Annotated in this window: 14 protein-coding genes and 1 riboswitch; of the genes, 7 read left to right on the top strand and 7 right to left on the bottom strand. The window is 65.5% G+C overall.

Translation table 11 applies throughout. From position 1 onward, the window contains the following. Positions 1–9: 9 nt before the first annotated feature. On the top strand, positions 10–1,671 hold the full coding sequence (gene ligB / locus ACVRRC_RS04805; protein WP_472996677.1) for an NAD-dependent DNA ligase LigB: 1,662 nt from the start codon (positions 10–12) through the stop codon (positions 1,669–1,671). 60 nt (positions 1,672–1,731) lie between these two features. Beyond that, complete coding sequence (locus tag ACVRRC_RS04800; RefSeq protein ID WP_011914939.1) at positions 1,732–2,112, top strand: DUF1090 domain-containing protein; 381 nt, start codon at positions 1,732–1,734, stop codon at positions 2,110–2,112. A gap of 6 nt (positions 2,113–2,118) precedes the next feature. Here ACVRRC_RS04800 and ACVRRC_RS04795 read toward each other — a convergent pair whose 3' ends face one another. Both ACVRRC_RS04795 and ACVRRC_RS04790 read right to left on the bottom strand, forming a co-directional pair. After that, positions 2,119–2,565 carry a c-type cytochrome gene (locus ACVRRC_RS04795; protein WP_013984304.1) on the bottom strand — a complete coding sequence of 149 codons (447 nt, stop codon included), beginning with the start codon at positions 2,563–2,565 and terminating at the stop codon, positions 2,119–2,121. A 104-nt stretch (positions 2,566–2,669) separates the two neighbouring features. Next, positions 2,670–3,107, bottom strand: a complete 438-nt coding sequence (locus tag ACVRRC_RS04790) for a hypothetical protein (protein WP_013984305.1) — start codon at positions 3,105–3,107, stop codon at positions 2,670–2,672. A gap of 166 nt (positions 3,108–3,273) precedes the next feature. Then, a riboswitch (S-adenosyl-L-homocysteine riboswitch) is annotated at positions 3,274–3,360 on the top strand. Positions 3,361–3,384: 24 nt separating this feature from the next. Here ACVRRC_RS04790 and ahcY point away from each other — a divergent pair. From ahcY to ACVRRC_RS04775, 3 genes are all read left to right on the top strand, one after another. Continuing rightward, the gene (ahcY, locus tag ACVRRC_RS04785; protein ID WP_472996676.1) at positions 3,385–4,791 is read left to right on the top strand and encodes an adenosylhomocysteinase; all 1,407 of its coding nucleotides are present in this window, start codon (positions 3,385–3,387) and stop codon (positions 4,789–4,791) included. Positions 4,792–4,864: 73 nt separating this feature from the next. Then, positions 4,865–5,716, top strand: coding sequence for a methylenetetrahydrofolate reductase [NAD(P)H] (metF, locus tag ACVRRC_RS04780; RefSeq protein ID WP_108242408.1), 852 nt, complete (start codon positions 4,865–4,867; stop codon positions 5,714–5,716). A gap of 232 nt (positions 5,717–5,948) precedes the next feature. Beyond that, positions 5,949–7,778: a DEAD/DEAH box helicase gene (locus tag ACVRRC_RS04775; RefSeq protein ID WP_192475314.1), complete on the top strand. Its 1,830-nt coding sequence runs from the start codon at positions 5,949–5,951 to the stop codon at positions 7,776–7,778. Between the two features lie 89 nt (positions 7,779–7,867). Here ACVRRC_RS04775 and ACVRRC_RS04770 read toward each other — a convergent pair whose 3' ends face one another. The 5 genes from ACVRRC_RS04770 to ACVRRC_RS04750 all read right to left on the bottom strand — a co-directional run bounded on the left by ACVRRC_RS04770 (position 7,868) and on the right by ACVRRC_RS04750 (position 14,981). Then, complete coding sequence (locus ACVRRC_RS04770) at positions 7,868–9,289, bottom strand: AdeC/AdeK/OprM family multidrug efflux complex outer membrane factor (protein ID WP_014597985.1); 1,422 nt, start codon at positions 9,287–9,289, stop codon at positions 7,868–7,870. Further along, positions 9,286–12,423, bottom strand: a complete 3,138-nt coding sequence (locus tag ACVRRC_RS04765; protein ID WP_045159845.1) for an efflux RND transporter permease subunit — start codon at positions 12,421–12,423, stop codon at positions 9,286–9,288. Before ACVRRC_RS04765 ends, ACVRRC_RS04770 begins: the two co-directional genes overlap by 4 nt. 14 nt (positions 12,424–12,437) lie before the next feature. Continuing rightward, positions 12,438–13,580 (bottom strand): efflux RND transporter periplasmic adaptor subunit, encoded by a 1,143-nt coding sequence (locus ACVRRC_RS04760; protein WP_192475313.1) that lies wholly within the window; start codon positions 13,578–13,580, stop codon positions 12,438–12,440. Positions 13,581–13,827: 247 nt separating this feature from the next. Further along, positions 13,828–14,403, bottom strand: a complete 576-nt coding sequence (locus tag ACVRRC_RS04755; protein WP_068506107.1) for a YceI family protein — start codon at positions 14,401–14,403, stop codon at positions 13,828–13,830. Positions 14,404–14,426: 23 nt separating this feature from the next. Continuing rightward, complete coding sequence (locus tag ACVRRC_RS04750; RefSeq protein WP_011914948.1) at positions 14,427–14,981, bottom strand: cytochrome b; 555 nt, start codon at positions 14,979–14,981, stop codon at positions 14,427–14,429. A 163-nt stretch (positions 14,982–15,144) separates the two neighbouring features. Between ACVRRC_RS04750 and ACVRRC_RS04745 the strand changes: the two genes are divergently transcribed. Both ACVRRC_RS04745 and ACVRRC_RS04740 read left to right on the top strand, forming a co-directional pair. Then, a complete protein-coding gene (locus ACVRRC_RS04745) occupies positions 15,145–16,551 on the top strand; it encodes an adenosylmethionine--8-amino-7-oxononanoate transaminase (protein WP_472996675.1) in 1,407 nt (468 codons plus the stop codon). Positions 16,552–16,637: 86 nt separating this feature from the next. After that, a complete protein-coding gene (locus ACVRRC_RS04740; protein WP_106442481.1) occupies positions 16,638–17,354 on the top strand; it encodes a 16S rRNA (uracil(1498)-N(3))-methyltransferase in 717 nt (238 codons plus the stop codon). The last annotated feature ends 2 nt before the right edge of the window (positions 17,355–17,356 follow it).

Here is a 17,356-nt window from a genome sequence, read left to right as displayed (position 1 = left end):
ATGCTCGCCATGCCACGCCTGATCGCGCTATCGCTGTGCCTGTTCGCCCCTGCCTGCCTCGCCGCCTGTCCGAACTGGGATGACGCGCGGGCACGTCAGGAAATCCACCAGCTGCAGGCGCAGCTCGCCCAGTGGGACGATGCCTATCACCGGCGCGGTCAGTCGCCGGTGGACGACGAGATCTATGACCAGAGCCGGGCGCAGCTGGACGGCTGGTGGCGCTGCTTCGTCGGCACCGGCGCGGCACCTGATCCGCTGCAGGATGCCGGCGGTCCGCTGCGCCATCCGATCAGACAGACCGGCCTGGTCAAGCTCGCCGACGAGCAGGCGGTTGCGACCTGGATCGCGCGGCGCCGCGACCTGTGGATTCAGCCCAAGATCGACGGTGTTGCGGTCACCCTGATCTATCGTCATGGCGCCCTGCAGCAGGCCATCAGCCGTGGCGATGGCCTTACCGGACAGGACTGGACAGCCAATGCCCGTAGACTGGCAGTGATCCCTGCGCGCCTGGCGGTACCCGACGAGGTCATCCTGCAGGGCGAGCTTTACTGGCGATTGGACCGGCATGTCCAGGCATCGCATGGCAGCGCGGGGGCTCGCGGGCGCGTGGCCGGCGCCATGGCCAGCAACGGCCTGGACAGGGATACTGCCGCGCGGATCGGCCTGTTCGTCTGGGACTGGCCGAACGGCCCGGACAGCATGAACGCCCGACTCGCGCAGCTGGCGGCACTCGGCTTCCCCGATACGCAGGCGTTCAGCCAGCCCGTGGAGACACTGGAACACGCCCGCCACTGGCGCGAGCACTGGTATCGCCAAGCGTTGCCGTTCGCCACCGATGGCGTGGTGCTGCGCCAGGAGCAACGTCCGCCGGCCGAGCGCTGGCAGGCCGAGCCCCACTGGGCCGCAGCCTGGAAGTACCCGCTGCGCAAGGCGCTGACCGAGGTGCGCGACGTCGAATTTCGCATCGGCCGCACCGGGCGGATCACACCGCTGCTGCAGCTCGCTCCGGTCCAGCTGGATGATCGACGCGTGCGCACGCTGAGCCTCGGTTCGCTGGATCGTTGGCAGGCGCTGGACGTGCGCCCCGGTGACCGGGTCGCGGTTGCGCTGGCCGGGCATAGCATTCCGCAGCTGGACAGCGTGGTCTGGCGTCACACGGAGCGGGCTCCGGTCGCCGCGCCCGATCCGCGGCGCTATCACCCCGACAGCTGCTGGCGACCAGCGCCCGGCTGCGACCAGCAGTTCCTCGCCCGTCTGGTCTGGCTGGGCGGCAGGCAAGGCCTGGCGCTCGAGGGCGTCGGCGCCGGCAGCTGGCAGGCATTGCTGGAGGCCGGTCTGCTACCCGACCTGCTCGCCTGGCTGGAATTGGATGCCGCCGCACTCGAGCAGGTGCCCGGCATTGGCAAGGCGCGCGCCAACAAGCTCGCCGCGAGCTTCGCCCGAGCCCGGCAGAGGCCGCTGGCGCAATGGCTGAAGGCGCTCGGCCTGCCGGCCAAGCAGCTGCCGCCCGCAGCGGACTGGGACGCGCTCGCCGCACGCGACCTGGCGCAGTGGCAAGCCGAAGCGGGAGTCGGTCCGGCGCGGGCGAAACAGCTGCAGGCGTTCTTCCGCGCGGCGGAGCTGCCCGCGCTACGCGAACGACTACGCGCCGTCGGGGTTCCGGGCACCTGAGGGACTTTCGCCCGAACCCTGCGGTCGATAGAAGCTGGATAACAACTATGGAGGCGTGGCATGTCTTTGCGACATCTGCCCATTGCCCTGCTGACCGCCTGCGCTGTCGTCAGCCCGCTGCTTGCCGCCGCCCCGCAGGCAGACCCTCAGTGCCATGCACAGCGCCAGGCGCTGCGCGAGCAGCTGCAGCAGGCACGCCTGCAAGGCGACAAGCTGCAGCAGACCCAGCTCAATGCCGAGCTGCAGACCCTGACCAAGCAGTGCCAGGGCCTGGTCGCGCTGCACCCGCGCCAGGTGGAATACGAGCACGTAAACCGCCAGGTGGAGCGTCGCGAAACCCTGCTCCGTGAAGCACTGGGCACCGGCAATGCGCAGCTGATCGAGCTGCGCCGCGATCAGCTGGCCAAATCCCGGGAAAAACTGGAAACCCTGCGCCGCTGAGCCGCCTCAGTAGGCGCGGAACTCCTTGTGGCAGGCCTCGCAGGCATCCTCGACACGCTGGAAGGCCGGGGCGACACGCTCAGCGGTCACCGGACCCGCGGTCGTCACCTCCACCAGCGCAGCCGTGTCAGCCTCCAGCGCGCGGGCCAGTTCCTGGAAGCGCTCCTGGCGCTGCCAGACATCGTCACGCGCGTCGCTCTGCTTTTCCTTGACCTCCGGGTAGTGCTGCCAGGGTTGGCGCGACAGCTCGTCGAGCTTGGCGGCGCCGCTGGTAAACGCCGTGCCGTCGAATGGGATGCGCCCGCGCAGCATGCCGCCGAGGTCTTCCTTGGTATCGAGCATCGCCTGATAGATCGCCTTGCGCTTGCCCAGCGGCGAGTCAGGGTCGACACGATCACAGCCTGCCAGCAGCAGCGCGGCGAACAGGGGAAGGCACAGCAATCTCAACGTCATGGTTCGGCCACTCACGGATACGAAGCGCGGGATTATCCCCGCCCGTGGGCGGTTGAACAAATCAGTCGGGCTTGGACTTCGTCAGCAAAGATTGCGCACCGCCTTTATTGCGACCAGCTGCCGCCGGCACTTTCGCAGTCGATCTTGGCCTGGGCGCGATCGCTGGCGTGATAGTGATACGTGACGATGGTTGCGTCCTCGCTGATCTGGGTCGGCAAGGTACCGTTCTTCGCCTGGGACCCGGTGGCGCGCTCGTTGGCGAGGGTTTCCGGGGTCATCGGCGCGGTACAGATGCCGAAGTGCCCGTCCGGACAGCTGTCACGGATCTCGCGGCGGGAGTTCTTCACCGCCTCGTTGTCCTGACAGACCCAGTTGATGGCGTCGTCCTTGTCCACGCCGTGGAACTCGAAGCACTGTTCGGTCACCACCGGCGCCGGTACCGCACCGGAGGTTTCGCTGTGGACATAGCAGGACTGCGCTGCGGCCGGCAGGCTGATCGCACCCACCAGCAGGAAGGGCGCAAGGCGAAGCATGGGGTTCATGGCGGTCTCCTGAAACGGTTTCGCCCGGCAAGGGTCACCGAACCTTCAACTTCGACCGTCCGGTCATCCGTGGAGTTCGCCGAGCAGCGGGCTTGGGATTGCCGGACGGCGCGGCTATAATCGCCGGGTTTCACCCGATCGACTCCGCTTCGATCGTGCCCGCCACCCACCCGAGGGGCGCTGCAGCAGGTTCCAGAACCTGTCAGGCTCGGATGGGGCGTTTCCTCGAACGCATCAACGGCGCCCATTCGCAACCATACGAATGGAGAACTCTTCGATGAGTGCTGTCATGACGCCTGCCGGTTTCACCGACTTCAAGGTCGCCGACATTTCCCTGGCCGCCTGGGGCCGCCGCGAGATCATCATCGCCGAATCGGAAATGCCCGCCTTGATGGGCCTGCGCCGCAAGTACGCCGCCGAGCAACCGCTCAAGGGCGCGAAGATCCTGGGCTGTATCCACATGACCATCCAGACCGCGGTGCTGATCGAGACGCTGATCGCCCTCGGCGCCGAGGTACGCTGGTCCTCCTGCAACATCTTCTCCACCCAGGACCAGGCCGCTGCCGCCATTGCCGCTGCCGGCATCCCGGTATTCGCCTGGAAGGGCGAAACCGAGGAAGAATACGAGTGGTGCATCGAGCAGACCATCCTCAAGGACGGCCAGCCGTGGGACGCCAACATGGTGCTGGACGACGGCGGTGACCTGACCCAGATCCTGCACGACAAGTATCCGCAGGTGCTCGAGCGCGTGCACGGCATCACCGAGGAAACCACCACCGGTGTGCACCGCCTGCTCGACATGCTCAAGGGCGGCACCCTGAAAGTGCCGGCGATCAACGTCAACGACTCGGTCACCAAGAGCAAGAACGACAACAAGTACGGCTGCCGCCACAGCCTGAACGACGCCATCAAGCGCGCCACCGATCACCTGCTCTCCGGCAAGCAGGCGCTGGTCATCGGCTACGGCGACGTAGGCAAGGGCTCGGCACAGTCGCTGCGCCAGGAAGGCATGATCGTCAAGGTCTCCGAGGTCGACCCGATCTGCGCCATGCAGGCCTGCATGGACGGCTTCGAGCTGGTTTCCCCCTACAAGAACGGCATCAACGACGGCACCGAAGCCAGCGTCGACGCCGCGCTGCTGGGTAAGATCGACCTGATCGTCACCACGACCGGTAACGTCAATGTGTGCGACGCCGGCATGCTCAAGGCGCTGAAGAAGCGCGCCGTGGTGTGCAACATCGGTCACTTCGACAACGAGATCGACACCGCCTTCATGCGCCAGAACTGGGGCTGGGAAGAGGTCAAGCCGCAGGTGCACAAGATCCACCGCACCGGCAAGACCGTCGACCCGACCAACGATGACTACCTGATTCTCTTGGCCGAAGGCCGCCTGGTGAACCTGGGCAACGCCACCGGCCACCCGAGCCGGATCATGGACGGCTCCTTCGCCAACCAGGTGCTGGCGCAGATCCACCTCTATAACGAGAAGTTCGCCGATCTGCCGGTGGCCGAGAAGACCCAGAGCGTCACCGTCATGGTGCTGCCGAAGAAGCTCGACGAAGAAGTGGCGCTGGAGATGGTCAAGGGCTTCGGTGGCGTGGTCACCCAGCTGACCGCCAAGCAGGCCGAGTACATCGGCGTTGCCGTCGAAGGTCCGTTCAAGCCGGACAGCTACCGCTACTAAGCAGGTCACGTCACAGGCTGCGAGGCGCCAGGTGCGCTCGCGGCCTGCGGCTTGCAGCTCAAGGAATTTCTGTATGACCTCTTCAAATCGCCCTTCCATCAGCTTCGAGTTCTTCCCCACCAAGACCGAAGCCGGGCATGAAAAACTGCTGAACGTGGCGCGCCAGCTGGCGGGCTACCAGCCCGATTTCTTCTCCTGCACCTACGGTGCCGGTGGCTCGACGCGCGACCGCACTCTCAACACCGTGCTGCAACTCGACGGTGAGGTGAAGATCCCCACCGCCCCGCACCTGTCCTGCGTTGGCGACACCAAGGCCGAGCTGCGCGAGCTGCTGAACCTCTACAAGAGTGCCGGCATCCAGCGCATCGTCGCCCTGCGCGGCGACCTGCCGTCGGGTATGGGCATGGCCAGCGGCGAGCTGCGCTACGCCAACGAACTGGTGGAGTTCATCCGCGCCGAGACCGGTGACCACTTCCATATCGAGATCGCCGCCTACCCGGAAATGCATCCCCAGGCGCGCAACTTCGAGGACGACCTGGCGAACTTCGTGCGCAAGGCCAAGGCCGGCGCCGACAGTGCGATTACCCAGTACTTCTTCAATGCCGACTGCTACTTCTACTTCGTCGAGCGCGTGCGCAAGCTCGGGGTTCAGACGCCGGTGGTGCCGGGCATCATGCCGATCACCAATTACAGCAAGCTGGCCCGCTTCTCCGATGCCTGTGGCGCGGAGATCCCACGCTGGGTACGCAAGCAGCTCGAAGCCTATGGCGACGACATACAGAGCATCCAGTCCTTCGGCGAGCAGGTGATCACCGAGATGTGCCAGAAGCTGCTGGCCGGCGGTGCGCCAGGCCTGCACTTCTACACGCTGAACCAGGCCGAACCGAGCCTGGCGATCTGGAACAACCTCGGGCTGTCGCGCTGAGTTCCGGCCAGCTCCGGGGAAATACGGAGCTGGCTAATGAACCCGTGACCTGCGACACTGTCAGAGCAATGCGGCGTTAACAGCCTCTGTTATACTCCGCGCTTCCGCCAGGCTTACGCCCGGATGCCGCCATCACCATTCGCGGCAGGACCGGACGGGATCGCACGCCAGTCGCGATTCGAGCCAGGCATGACCATCCCAGGGCCTCGCCCCTAACAAGACAGGATTACTCATGTCCTTTGCTTCCCTCGGTCTCTCCGAGGCTTTGGCCGGTGCCGTCGAGGCCGCCGGTTACACCCAGCCTACTCCCGTGCAACAGCGGGCCATTCCCGCCGTGTTGCAAGGCCGTGACCTGATGGTCGCCGCCCAGACCGGAACCGGCAAGACAGGCGGCTTCGCCCTGCCGGTACTCGAACTGCTGTTTCCGGGTGGTCACCCGGATCGTGAACACCGCTACGGCCCGAAACAGCCGCGCGTGCTGGTGCTGACACCCACCCGCGAGCTCGCCGCCCAGGTTCACGACAGTTTCAAGGTCTACGCCCGCGATCTGCCGCTGAAAAGCGCGGTGATCTTCGGCGGCGTCGGCATGAACCCGCAGATCCAGGCCGTGGCCAAGGGTATCGACGTGCTGGTCGCCTGCCCCGGTCGCCTGCTCGACCTGGCCAACCAGAAGGCCATCGACCTGTCGCACGTGGAAATCCTCGTCCTCGACGAAGCCGACCGCATGCTCGACATGGGCTTCATCCATGACGTCAAGAAGGTCCTGGCCAAGCTGCCGGCCAAGCGCCAGAACCTGCTGTTCTCGGCCACCTTCTCCAAGGACATCACCGACCTCGCCGCCAAGCTGCTGCAAAACCCGGAGCGCATCGAGGTCACCCCGCCGAACACCACCGTCGAGCGCATCGAGCAGCGCGTGTTCCGCGTCGCCTCCAGCCACAAGCGGGCCCTGCTCGCCCACCTGATCACCCAGGGTGCCTGGGAGCAGGTGCTGGTCTTCACCCGTACCAAGCACGGCGCCAACCGCCTGGCCGAGTACCTGGAGAAGCATGGCCTGCCGGCTGCCGCGATCCATGGCAACAAGAGCCAGAATGCCCGCACCAAGGCCCTGGCCGACTTCAAGGCCAACCAGGTGCGCATCCTGGTGGCCACCGATATCGCCGCCCGCGGCCTGGACATCGACCAGCTGCCGCATGTGGTCAACTTCGAGCTGCCCAACGTCGAGGAAGACTATGTGCACCGCATCGGCCGCACCGGCCGCGCCGGACGCAGTGGTGAAGCCATTTCGCTGGTAGCGCCGGACGAGGAGAAGCTGCTCAAGGGCATCGAGCGCATGACCAAGCAGCGCATTCCCGATGGCGATCTGCAGGGCTTCGACGCCAGCAGCATCGAGGCGGAGAAGCCGGAAGTCCGTGAGCCCCGCCAACCGCGCCCGCAGCGTGGCGAGCGCAAGGCACGTGGCGAGCGCGACAAGCCGGCGGAAAAGGGTGCCGAGCAGAAGGAGCGCAATCGCCGCAGCAAGAGCAAGACGCGCAAGCCGGCCCGCGATGGCGTGGCCAGCGAAGCTCAGGGCGTCGCCCGGCCGCCGCAACTGCCACCGGATCGTGCTCCGGACGAGTTCCTCGATGACGAAGTGGACAACTTCGGCAATCGCGTCGATTACGTCAGCCCCTATCAGAACAAGCAGAACCGCGGACGCCGTACCGGCGGTCAGGCCCAGCCGGGCTCCGCACTGCGTGCAGCTGGAGCTGGAGCTGGAGCTGCCCGCAACGGCGGTGGCGGCGCAGCGGGAAGCAAGGGCAAGCGTCCCGCCGCTGGCCAGGGCCAGGCTGCGCGCAACGGCCAGCCACGCAATGGTCAGCCGCGGCGCAAGAACGAGGGTCGCCGCATCGATGAGCCGGTCGTCACGCGTCAGGAAATGGCCAAGCCGCGCGAGAAGCAGCCGGTGATCATTCACAAGGAATCGAAGATCGATCGTCTGCCCAGCCTGGAGCAGCTCGAGCAGTTGCCGTCCCGCCCGCGTGGCGAGAAACCGGCCCTGCTGACGCGCAATCGCGAAGCCTGACGCGCCGGAACGAAAACGCCGCCCATTGGGCGGCGTTTTCGCATCTGCAGCACGGCGACGGCCTTTTCAGGGCTGCGTCGCCATGATCCTCAGCCCTCGGGGGTGGCCTGCATGGTCTCCTGCCAGCCGCCACCCAGCGCCTTGAACAGGTTCACCTCGCTGGTCAGCTGCGCCAGACGGTCGCTGATCAGCTGCTGCTGCACGCTGAACAGCTGACGCTGCGCGTCGAGCACGGTCAGGTAGCTGTCGACACCGGTGCGATAGCGACGCTCGGCGAGGTTGTAATAATCCTCGCTGGTCTGCAGCAGATCACGCTGGGCCTGCACCTGGCGCACATACGTGGCCTGGGCGGCGAGCCCGTCGGCGACCTCGCGGAACGCCGTCTGGATGGCCTGCTCGTATTGCGCCACCTGGATGTTCTTGCTGATCTGCGCGTAGTCCAGGTTGGCCCGAAGCTGGCCGGCGTTGAAGATCGGCACGCTGATGCTCGGTGAGAAGCTCCAGTAGCCGGAACCGCCGTCGAACAGACCGGACAGCTCGCTGCTGGCGGTCCCTGCCGCGCCGGTCAGGCTGATGCGCGGGAAGAAGGCCGCACGCGCGGCGCCGATGCTGGCATTGACCGCACGCAGCTGGTACTCCGCCTGGAGAATATCCGGGCGTTGCTGCAGCAGGTCCGAGGGCAACCCGACCGGCAACGTCGCCAGCTGGGTGCGCTCGAGACCTTCGCCGCTCGGCAGACCGGCCGGCAGGCTCTGGCCCAGTAGCAGGGTCAGGGCATTGCGGTCCTGCGCCACCAGGCGGGTGTACTGCTCGATACTCACCCGCGCACTGTCCACCGCACTGCGTGCCTGGCGCAGTTCCAGCGCCGAGGCGACGCCGACATCGAAGCTGCGCTGGGTCAGGCCCAGGCTTTCCTCGTAGGTCTTGAGCGTGTCACGGGTGACCTGCAGCAGCGCCTGATCGGCCTGCAGCGTCAGCCAGGCGTTGGCGACGCTGGCGATCAGGCTGATCTGCGTGCTGCGCTGAGCGGCCTCGCTGGCGAAGTACTGCTCCAGCGCCTGGTCGCGCAGGCTGCGCAGGCGGCCGAACAGGTCCAGCTCCCAGGACACGCCGAAGGTGGCGCTGTACTGGCTGCTGATGGCCGGCTCGCCGCTCATGTTCAGGTCGCCCGGAGTACGGCTGCGCGTGCCCGCCGCATCGGCGCTCACCGCCGGCAGCACATCGGCGCGCTGCACGCGGTACAGCGCACGGTAGGCATCGACGTTCAGCGCGGCGACGCGCAAGTCGCGGTTGTTCTCCAGCGCGACCTCGATCAGCTGCTGCAGCGCCGGATCACGGAAGAACTCGCGCCAGCCAAGCGCCTGCGCCCGAGCCTCGGGGGATGCCTTCGAATAGGCTTCGCCCTGCGGCCAGTCGGCCGGTACCGGCGCATCCGGGCGCTGGTACTCGGGGATCAGCGAGCAGCCGCTCAGCGCCGCCACGAGCGCGAGACTCAACAGAGACTTGTTCACAGCGACTCCTCCTTGGCTGCCTGATTGGCGGACGTCGTGCGGTCGAAGAACGTACAGATCATCACGTAGAACAACGGAATCCAGAAGATTGCCAGCACCGCCGCGGTGAGCATCCCGCCAATCACGCCGGTACCGATGGCGTGCTTGCTGCCGGCACCGGCGCCGGAGGCGATCGCCAGCGGAACTACACCGAGGATGAACGCCAGCGAGGTCATGATGATCGGGCGAAGACGCATACGGCAGGCCTGCAACGCTGCATCGGCATAGCTCATGCCCTGCTCGTGCAAGGCCTTGGCGAACTCGACGATGAGAATGGCGTTACGCGCGGACAGGCCGATGGTGGTGACCAGGCCCACCTGGAAGAACACCTCGTTGGACAACCCACGCAGCAATGTGAAGGCGAGCGCGCCGACGATCCCCAGCGGCACGACCAGCATGACCGAGAACGGAATCGACCAGCTCTCGTAAAGCGCAGCCAGACAGAGGAACACCACCAGCAGCGACAAGGCGTAGAGCGCCAGCGTCTGCGAGCCGGCCAGCCGCTCCTCGTAGGATTGCCCGGTCCACGAATAGCCCACGCCTGGCGGCAGCTGAGCGGCAATGCGCTCCACCTCGGCCATGGCATCACCGGAACTGTAGCCGGGTGCCGGCTCGCCGAGCATCTCGATGGCGCTTACGCCGTTGAAGCGCGACAGCTTCGGCGAACCGTACGTCCACTCGCCCGTGGCGAAGGCGCTGAACGGGACCATCTCGCCGTCGGCGTTGCGCACGTACCACTTCTGCAGGTCCTCGGGGTTCATCCGCGCACTGGAAACCCCCTGCAGATAGACCTTCTTCACCCGTCCACGATCGATGAAGTCGTTGACGTAGCGACCACCCCAGGCGATCGACAGCGTGCTGTTGATGTCGGCCAGCGAAATGCCCAGCACCCGGGCCTTCTCGTCGTCGATCAGCACCTGATACTGCGGCTCGTCACGCAGGGTATTGGGGCGAACCCGGGTCAGCACCGGGCTCTGGCTGGCCAGCTGCAGGAACTTGTCCCGCGCCTGCTGCAGCACCTCCTGGCCCACGCCTGCGCGGTCCTGCAGGAAGAAGTTGAAGCCAGTGGCGTTACCCAGCTCCATTACCGCCGGCGGCGCGAAGGCGAACACCTGGGCGTCGCGGAAGCTGGCGAAATGCTGCTGGGCACGCTGGGCCAGGGCGAACACGCTGTCGTCCTTGTTGGTCCGCTCGCTCCACGGCTTGAGACCGATGAACGCGATGCCCGAACTCTGCCCACGGCCGGCGAAGCTGAAGCCGGTCACGGTGAACACCGAGCGGACGATGTCGCCTTCCTCTTCCAGCAGATAGCTGCGCATGGCATCGATGCTCTGCTGGGTGCGTTCGGCGGTGGAACCCGACGGCGTCATCACCTGGGCGAACAGCACGCCCTGGTCCTCTTCCGGCAGAAAGGCGGTGGGGATACGGTTGAAGAGCACCACCATCACCGCGACGATCAACACATACAGCAGCAGGAACGGGGCCTTGCGCCTGAGCACGGCCTTCACGCCACGCTCGTAGCCGTTGACGCTGCGCTCGAAGGTGCGGTTGAACCAGCCGAAGAACCCGCGCTTCTCGTGATGCTCGCCCTTGTCGATCGGCTTGAGCAACGTCGCGCAGAGTGCCGGGGTGAAGATCAGCGCCATCAGCACCGACAGCACCATGGCCGAGACGATGGTGATCGAGAACTGCCGGTAGATGACCCCCGTCGATCCGCCGAAGAAGGCCATCGGCAGCAGCACCGCCGACAGCACCACGCCGATACCGACCAGCGCGCCCTGGATCTGGCCCATGGACTTGCGTGTGGCTTCCAGCGGCGAGAGCCCCTCTTCGCGCATCACCCGCTCGACGTTTTCCACCACCACGATGGCATCGTCCACTAGCAGGCCGATGGCCAGGATCATCGCGAACATGGTCAGCGTGTTGATGCTGAAGCCGAACACCGCCAGCACGCCGAAGGTGCCCAGCAGCACCACCGGCACCGCCAGCGTCGGCACCAGGGTCGCGCGGAAGTTCTGCAGGAACAGGTACATCACCAGGAACACCAGCACGAATGCCTCGAGCAGCGTGTGCATGACCCCGGTGATGGAGGCGGAAATGACCGGCGTGGTGTCGTACGGGTAGACCACCTCGACACCCGGCGGGAAGAACGGCTTGAGCTCGTCGATGGTCTTGCGCACGCCCTCTACGGTGTCCAGCGCGTTGGCGCCGGTGGCCAGCTTCAGGGCCAGACCGGCGGCCGGCTTGCCGTTGAAATGCGCGCTGACGGCATAGGTTTCACCGCCCAGCTCGACCTTGGCGACATCGCCCAGGCGCACCTGGGAGCCGTCGCTGTTGACCTTGAGCAGGATGTTGCGGAACTGCTCGGGGGTCTGCAGGCGGGTCTTGCCTATCACCGTGGCGTTGAGCTGCTGCCCGGGCAGTGCCGGCAGTCCGCCGAGCTGGCCGGAAGACACCTGGACGTTCTGCGCCTGGATCGCCGAGCTGACATCCACCGGCGTCAGGCTGAAGTTGTTCAGCTTGGCCGGGTCAAGCCAGATGCGCATCGCGTACTGGGCGCCGAACACCTGAAAGTCGCCCACGCCCTTGGTCCGCGAAATCGGGTCCTGCATGTTGGCGACGATGTAGTTCGCCAGGTCACGCTGGTCCAGGCTGCCATCGGTGGACACCAGACCGATGACGATAAGGAAGTTGCGCACCGCCTTGGTGACGCGAATGCCCTGCTGTTGAACCTCCTGCGGCAGCAGCGGCGTGGCCAGCTGCAGCTTGTTCTGCACCTGCACCTGGGCGATATCCGGGTTGGTGCCCTGGTCGAAGGTCACGGTGATCGTCATGCTGCCGTCGGAGTTGCTTTCCGAGGAGATGTAGCGCAGCCCGTCGATGCCGTTGAGCTGCTGTTCGATGACCTGCACCACGGTGTCCTGTACCGTCTGCGCCGAGGCGCCGGGATAGCTCACGGAAATGCCAACGGCAGGCGCGGCGATGCTCGGATACTGGTTGACCGGCAGCTTGAGGATGGACAGACCGCCGGCGAGCATGATCACCAGGGCGATCACCCAGGCGAAGATCGGCCGGTCGATAAAGAATCTGGACATGAGCTAGGAACCCCTCAGCCTTCTTGGCCTTGGGGCTGTGCAGACGCCCCACCGCGGTTATCGACATTGCCCGCCGGAGCCACTTCGACCTCGACGCCCGGCTGGATGAACTGCAGGCCTTCGGTGATCACCCGATCACCCGGTTGCAGCCCTTCGCCCACCAGCCAGCGATTGCCCACCGCGCGCTCGGTCTTGATCGGGCGCAGCTCGACCTTATTCTCTGCATTGACCACCATGGCGGTCGGTTCGCCCTTGGTATTGCGCGTCACGCCCTGTTGCGGCACCAGGATCGCCTCGCTCTTGAGACCGGCGACCAGCTGCGCATGGACGAACATGCCCGGCAGCAACACCTTGTCCGGGTTGGGGAACACGGCGCGCAGGGTCACAGAGCCGGTACCGGGGTCCACTGTCACTTCGCTGAACTCCAGTTTGCCTTCGTGGCCGTAGTCGCTGCCGTCCTCGAGCTTCAGGGTGACCTTGGCCGCGTTCTCGCCGGCCTTCTGCAGGCGGCCCTCGGCCAGGTCACGGCGCAGCGCCAGCAGGTCGCGGGCCGGCTGGGTCACGTCGACATAGATCGGGTCAAGCTGCTGGATGGTCGCCAGTTCCTGGGCCTGGCCATTGCTGACCAGCGCGCCTTCGGTCACTGCGGAGCGGCCGATGCGCCCGGAGATCGGCGCCAGCACCTTGGTGTAGCGCAGGTCGATGCGCGCCCGCTCCAGCTCTGCCTCGGCCTGCAGGCTGGCCGCACGCGCCTCGTCATAGGCCTGCTTGCTCACCGCCTGGTCCTTGACCAGTTCGGCGTAGCGGTCGGCCAGCGACTTGCTAGACGCCAGGCTGGCCTGGGCACTCTTCAGGGTTGCCTCGTACACCGCCGCATCGATCTGGTAGAGCTGCTGCCCGGCCTTGACCTCGCTACCCTCGGTGAACAGGCGCTTCTGGATGATGCCATTGACCTGCGGACGAACCTCGGCGATGCGGTAGGCGCGGGTACGGCCGGGCAGATCGGTGGTTACCGCAAAAGGCTCTGCCTGCAGGGTCACGACACCCACGGTGGGCTTCTGCTGCGCCGGGGGTGCTGCTTCTTCCTGACAGCCGGCCAGGAAAACAGCCACGGCGAGAATGGACATCAGGGCAGCGTTGGCTGACTTGATTGGCATGGAAAGACCTCTTGAAGACCTGGCAGGCGGGAATGGGCAACAGCGCGGCGCAGACGCCGCGTAGAGTGGACCGAAATATACTTACATCCATGACTGTCTGTAAACCGCCAAGGAGTCATAGTATGCGCATTAAATGTTGCGAAACATTCGCAACGAACGCTCGGCGCGGATGCCCCGCGCATGATTCGCATCGCTCCAACGCAGAACGCCGGCTGGCGGCCGGCGTTCGTGCTTCACACGTCTGGGCTTACTTGCGCACGCCTTCGACCGAGATGATCAGGTCGACGGTCTGCGACGCCGGCCCCAGGTCCATCTTGATGTCGAAGTCCTTCAGGGTCAGGGTTGTGCTGCCCTCGAAACCGGCGCGGTAGCCGCCCCAGGGATCGTCGCCCTCACCGATGAACTTGGCCGCGATCACCACCGGCTTGGTCACACCGTTAAGGGTCAGATTGCCGGTGATATCGGCGGTGCCTTCACCAGTGGACTTCACCGATGTCGATTCGAATGTGGCCGTCGGGTGCTTGGCGACATTGAGGAAGTCATCGCTGCGCAGATGCTTGTCGCGCTCGGCATGATTGGTGTCGACGCTGGCGGTCTTCAGCGTGACGTTCACCTTGCTCTGCTCCGGCTTGTCCGCATCGAAGCTGAAGCTGCCGTCGAAATCCTTGAAGGTGCCCCACAGCCAGCTGTAACCAAGGTGGCTGATCTTGAAGTTGACGAAGGCGTGCTGGCCTTGCTTGTCGATGGCGTAATCGGCGGCGAATGCCTGGCCGCCGACCAGGGCGGAGCCGAGGACCAGCGCTGCGAGCGTTTTCTTGAGCATCAATGACTCTCCTATCGGGGTGATTAATCGGTGCTGCGACCGAGCATGCGCATCAGCGTCGCGTCGCGATCGATGAAATGGTGCTTGAGCGCGGCGAGGGCATGCACGACGGCGAAGATCACCAATGCCCAGGCAGCGTATTCGTGAACCAGCCCGGCACTGTCGGCCTGGTTGGGAATGGAAGTGATCAGCGCGGGCACTTCGAACAGCCCGAACACGCTGATCGCGCGGCCGTCGGCCGTGGAAATCAGATAACCCGAGACCATCACCACGAACAGCCCGAGATAGAGCAGTCCATGGCCGAGCCTGGCGGCCGTTCGGGTCAGGCGGCCCTGGCTGGCCAGCGGTGCCGGTGCCGGGCTGACGAAGCGCCAGAGCACCCGCAGCAGCATGACCAGCAGCAACAGGATGCCGATACTCTTGTGCAGGTCCGGTGCGGTCCGGTACCAGCTGCTGTAGTAGTTCAGCCCGACCATCCAGAAACCCAGGGCGAACAGACCGAATACCGCCACGGCCACCAACCAGTGCAACACAATGCTGGTCAGCCCGTAATGCGTCGGGGAATTACGCCAGTGCATCGAATCCATCCTTCAATTTCGAGGGTTAGAAGCCTAGCCGGTTACCTATCGGAATAGAGCGCATTTTTTTGCTTTGAAACATCGAGCAAACCGATGAGTACCCCCATCGAGACGCGAGCGCCAGTTCTGCTAGGCTGCGCACCTCACCGCGCAAGGAGTCACCATGAGCCTGAACGACAGCTGGATGCAACGCGACCTCGCCGTACTCTGGCACCCCTGCACCCAGATGAAGGACCACGAACAGCTGCCGCTGATCCCCATCCGCCGCGGTGATGGCGTGTGGCTGGAGGACTTCGACGGCAAGCGCTACCTGGACGCGGTGAGCTCCTGGTGGGTCAACGTTTTCGGCCATGCCAATCCACGCATCAATCAGCGCATCAAGGACCAGGTCGACCAGCTCGAGCACGTGATGCTCGCCGGCTTCAGCCATCAGCCGGTGGTGGAGCTGTCAGAGCGTCTGGTCGCCTTGACGCCGGCCGGGCTGGAGCGCGTGTTCTACACCGACAACGGCTCCACCGGCATCGAGGTGGCGCTGAAAATGAGCTTCCACTACTGGCGTAACTGCGGCCGCGAGCGCAAGCAGCGCTTCGTCACGCTGACCAACAGCTATCACGGCGAAACCGTGGCCGCCATGTCGGTGGGCGACGTGGCACTGTTCACCGACACCTACAAGCCACTGTTGCTGGATACATTCAAGGTTCCGAGCCCGGACTGCTACCTGCGGCCCGAAGGCGTCAGCTGGGAAGAACACTCGCGGCAGATGTTCGCGCACATGGAGCAGACCCTGGCCGAGCATCACCAGGACATCGCCGCGGTCATCGTCGAGCCGCTGATCCAGGGTGCCGGCGGCATGCGCATGTACCACCCGATCTACCTCAAGCTGCTGCGCGAGGCCTGCGACCGCTACGAGGTGCATCTCATCCACGACGAGATCGCCGTCGGCTTCGGGCGCACCGGCACCATGTTCGCCTGCGAGCAGGCCGGCATCACGCCGGACTTCCTCTGCCTGTCCAAGGCCCTTACCGGCGGCTATCTGCCGATGGCCGCGGTGCTCACCACCGACCGCCTGTATCAGGCGTTCTACGACGACTACTCGACCCTGCGCGCCTTTCTTCATTCGCACACCTACACCGGCAATCCGCTGGCCTGTGCCGCCGCACTGGCGACGCTGGACATCTTCGCCGAGGACAACGTCATCGAGGCGAACAAGGCGCTGGCCGCACGCATGGCCAGCGCCACCGCGCACCTAGCCGAGCATCCACATGTGGCCGAGGTGCGCCAGACCGGCATGGCGCTGGCCATCGAGATGGTTAAGGACAAACCCAGCCGTACGGCCTACCCCTGGCAGGAACGTCGCGGGCTGAAGGTCTACCAGCATGCGCTGGAGCGCGGCGCCCTGCTGCGCCCGCTGGGCAGCGTGGTGTACTTCCTGCCGCCGTACTGCATCACCGAAGAGCAGATTGACTTCCTCGCCGCGGTTGCCAGCGAAGGGATCGATATCACCACCCGCGACACCGTCCAGGTGGCGATGCCGAGCGGCCTCTATCCGGGCTTCCGCGATCCGGGCTGAACACCACGCAGCGTGCGGCGGCCTGCTGAGCGGGCTGCCGATGCTTTAGACTTGCCGTTCCATCCACCACGCCCTGCCGTTGCCCTATGCGCCTATCCCGCTTCTTCATCGACGCCCCTCTTTCCCTCGGCCAGCATGCGTTACCCGAGGCATCGGCTCATTACATCGGGCGGGTCCTGCGCCTGTCGGCCGGCAGCGCGGTGCAATTGTTCGACGGCAGCGGTGCCGAGTACCGCGGCGAACTGCTGGAGGTGGGCAAGAAGAGCGTCAGCGTGGAACTGCACGAACGCCTGACGGGAATGCCGGAATCACCGCTGCGAATCCACCTCGGTCAGGGCCTGTCCCGTGGCGAGCGCATGGACTGGGCGATCCAGAAGGCTACCGAGCTGGGTGTCAGCGAGATCACCCCGCTGATCAGCGAGCGATGCGAGGTCCGCCTCAACGATGAGCGCGCCGACAAGCGCCTGGCCCATTGGCGACAGATCGCCATCAGCGCCTGCGAGCAGTGCGGCCGCTCGGTACTGCCGATCATCCATGCGCCGGTCACGCTGCGCGACTGGCTGGACGTCGAGGCCGACCTCAAGCTCGTGCTGCACCCGGTGGCCGAGCCGCTGGCGAGCCATGCCAAGCCGCAGAGCCTGGCATTTCTGATCGGCCCGGAGGGCGGCCTGAGCGATAGCGAAGTCGAGCTGGCCAGCGGCCAGGGGTTTCTGCCGGCCCGGCTCGGCCCGCGCGTATTGCGCACCGAGACCGCACCGGTGGTGGCGTTGAGCGTGGCGCAGCAGCTGTGGGGCGACTTCTAGCC

Source organism: Stutzerimonas sp. LR2 (assembly GCF_055755175.1).
Note: the sequence above shows the minus strand (reverse complement) of the source record. Positions and strands in the feature narration are given on the sequence as shown.

Bases quoted from the DNA above. Each gene is read 5' to 3' on its own strand.
- metF (WP_108242408.1), top strand. From the start codon at position 4,865: ATGACCTCTTCAAATCGCCCTTCCATCAGCTTCGAGTTCTTCCCCACC.
- ahcY (WP_472996676.1), top strand. From the start codon at position 3,385: ATGAGTGCTGTCATGACGCCTGCCGGTTTCACCGACTTCAAGGTCGCC.
- ACVRRC_RS04750 (WP_011914948.1), bottom strand. From the start codon at position 14,981: ATGCACTGGCGTAATTCCCCGACGCATTACGGGCTGACCAGCATTGTG.
- ACVRRC_RS04775 (WP_192475314.1), top strand. From the start codon at position 5,949: ATGTCCTTTGCTTCCCTCGGTCTCTCCGAGGCTTTGGCCGGTGCCGTC.
- ACVRRC_RS04795 (WP_013984304.1), bottom strand. From the start codon at position 2,565: ATGACGTTGAGATTGCTGTGCCTTCCCCTGTTCGCCGCGCTGCTGCTG.
- ACVRRC_RS04800 (WP_011914939.1), top strand. From the start codon at position 1,732: ATGTCTTTGCGACATCTGCCCATTGCCCTGCTGACCGCCTGCGCTGTC.
- ACVRRC_RS04760 (WP_192475313.1), bottom strand. From the start codon at position 13,580: ATGCCAATCAAGTCAGCCAACGCTGCCCTGATGTCCATTCTCGCCGTG.
- ACVRRC_RS04745 (WP_472996675.1), top strand. From the start codon at position 15,145: ATGAGCCTGAACGACAGCTGGATGCAACGCGACCTCGCCGTACTCTGG.
- ACVRRC_RS04790 (WP_013984305.1), bottom strand. From the start codon at position 3,107: ATGAACCCCATGCTTCGCCTTGCGCCCTTCCTGCTGGTGGGTGCGATC.
- ligB (WP_472996677.1), top strand. From the start codon at position 10: ATGCCACGCCTGATCGCGCTATCGCTGTGCCTGTTCGCCCCTGCCTGC.
- ACVRRC_RS04765 (WP_045159845.1), bottom strand. From the start codon at position 12,423: ATGTCCAGATTCTTTATCGACCGGCCGATCTTCGCCTGGGTGATCGCC.
- ACVRRC_RS04755 (WP_068506107.1), bottom strand. From the start codon at position 14,403: ATGCTCAAGAAAACGCTCGCAGCGCTGGTCCTCGGCTCCGCCCTGGTC.
- ACVRRC_RS04740 (WP_106442481.1), top strand. From the start codon at position 16,638: ATGCGCCTATCCCGCTTCTTCATCGACGCCCCTCTTTCCCTCGGCCAG.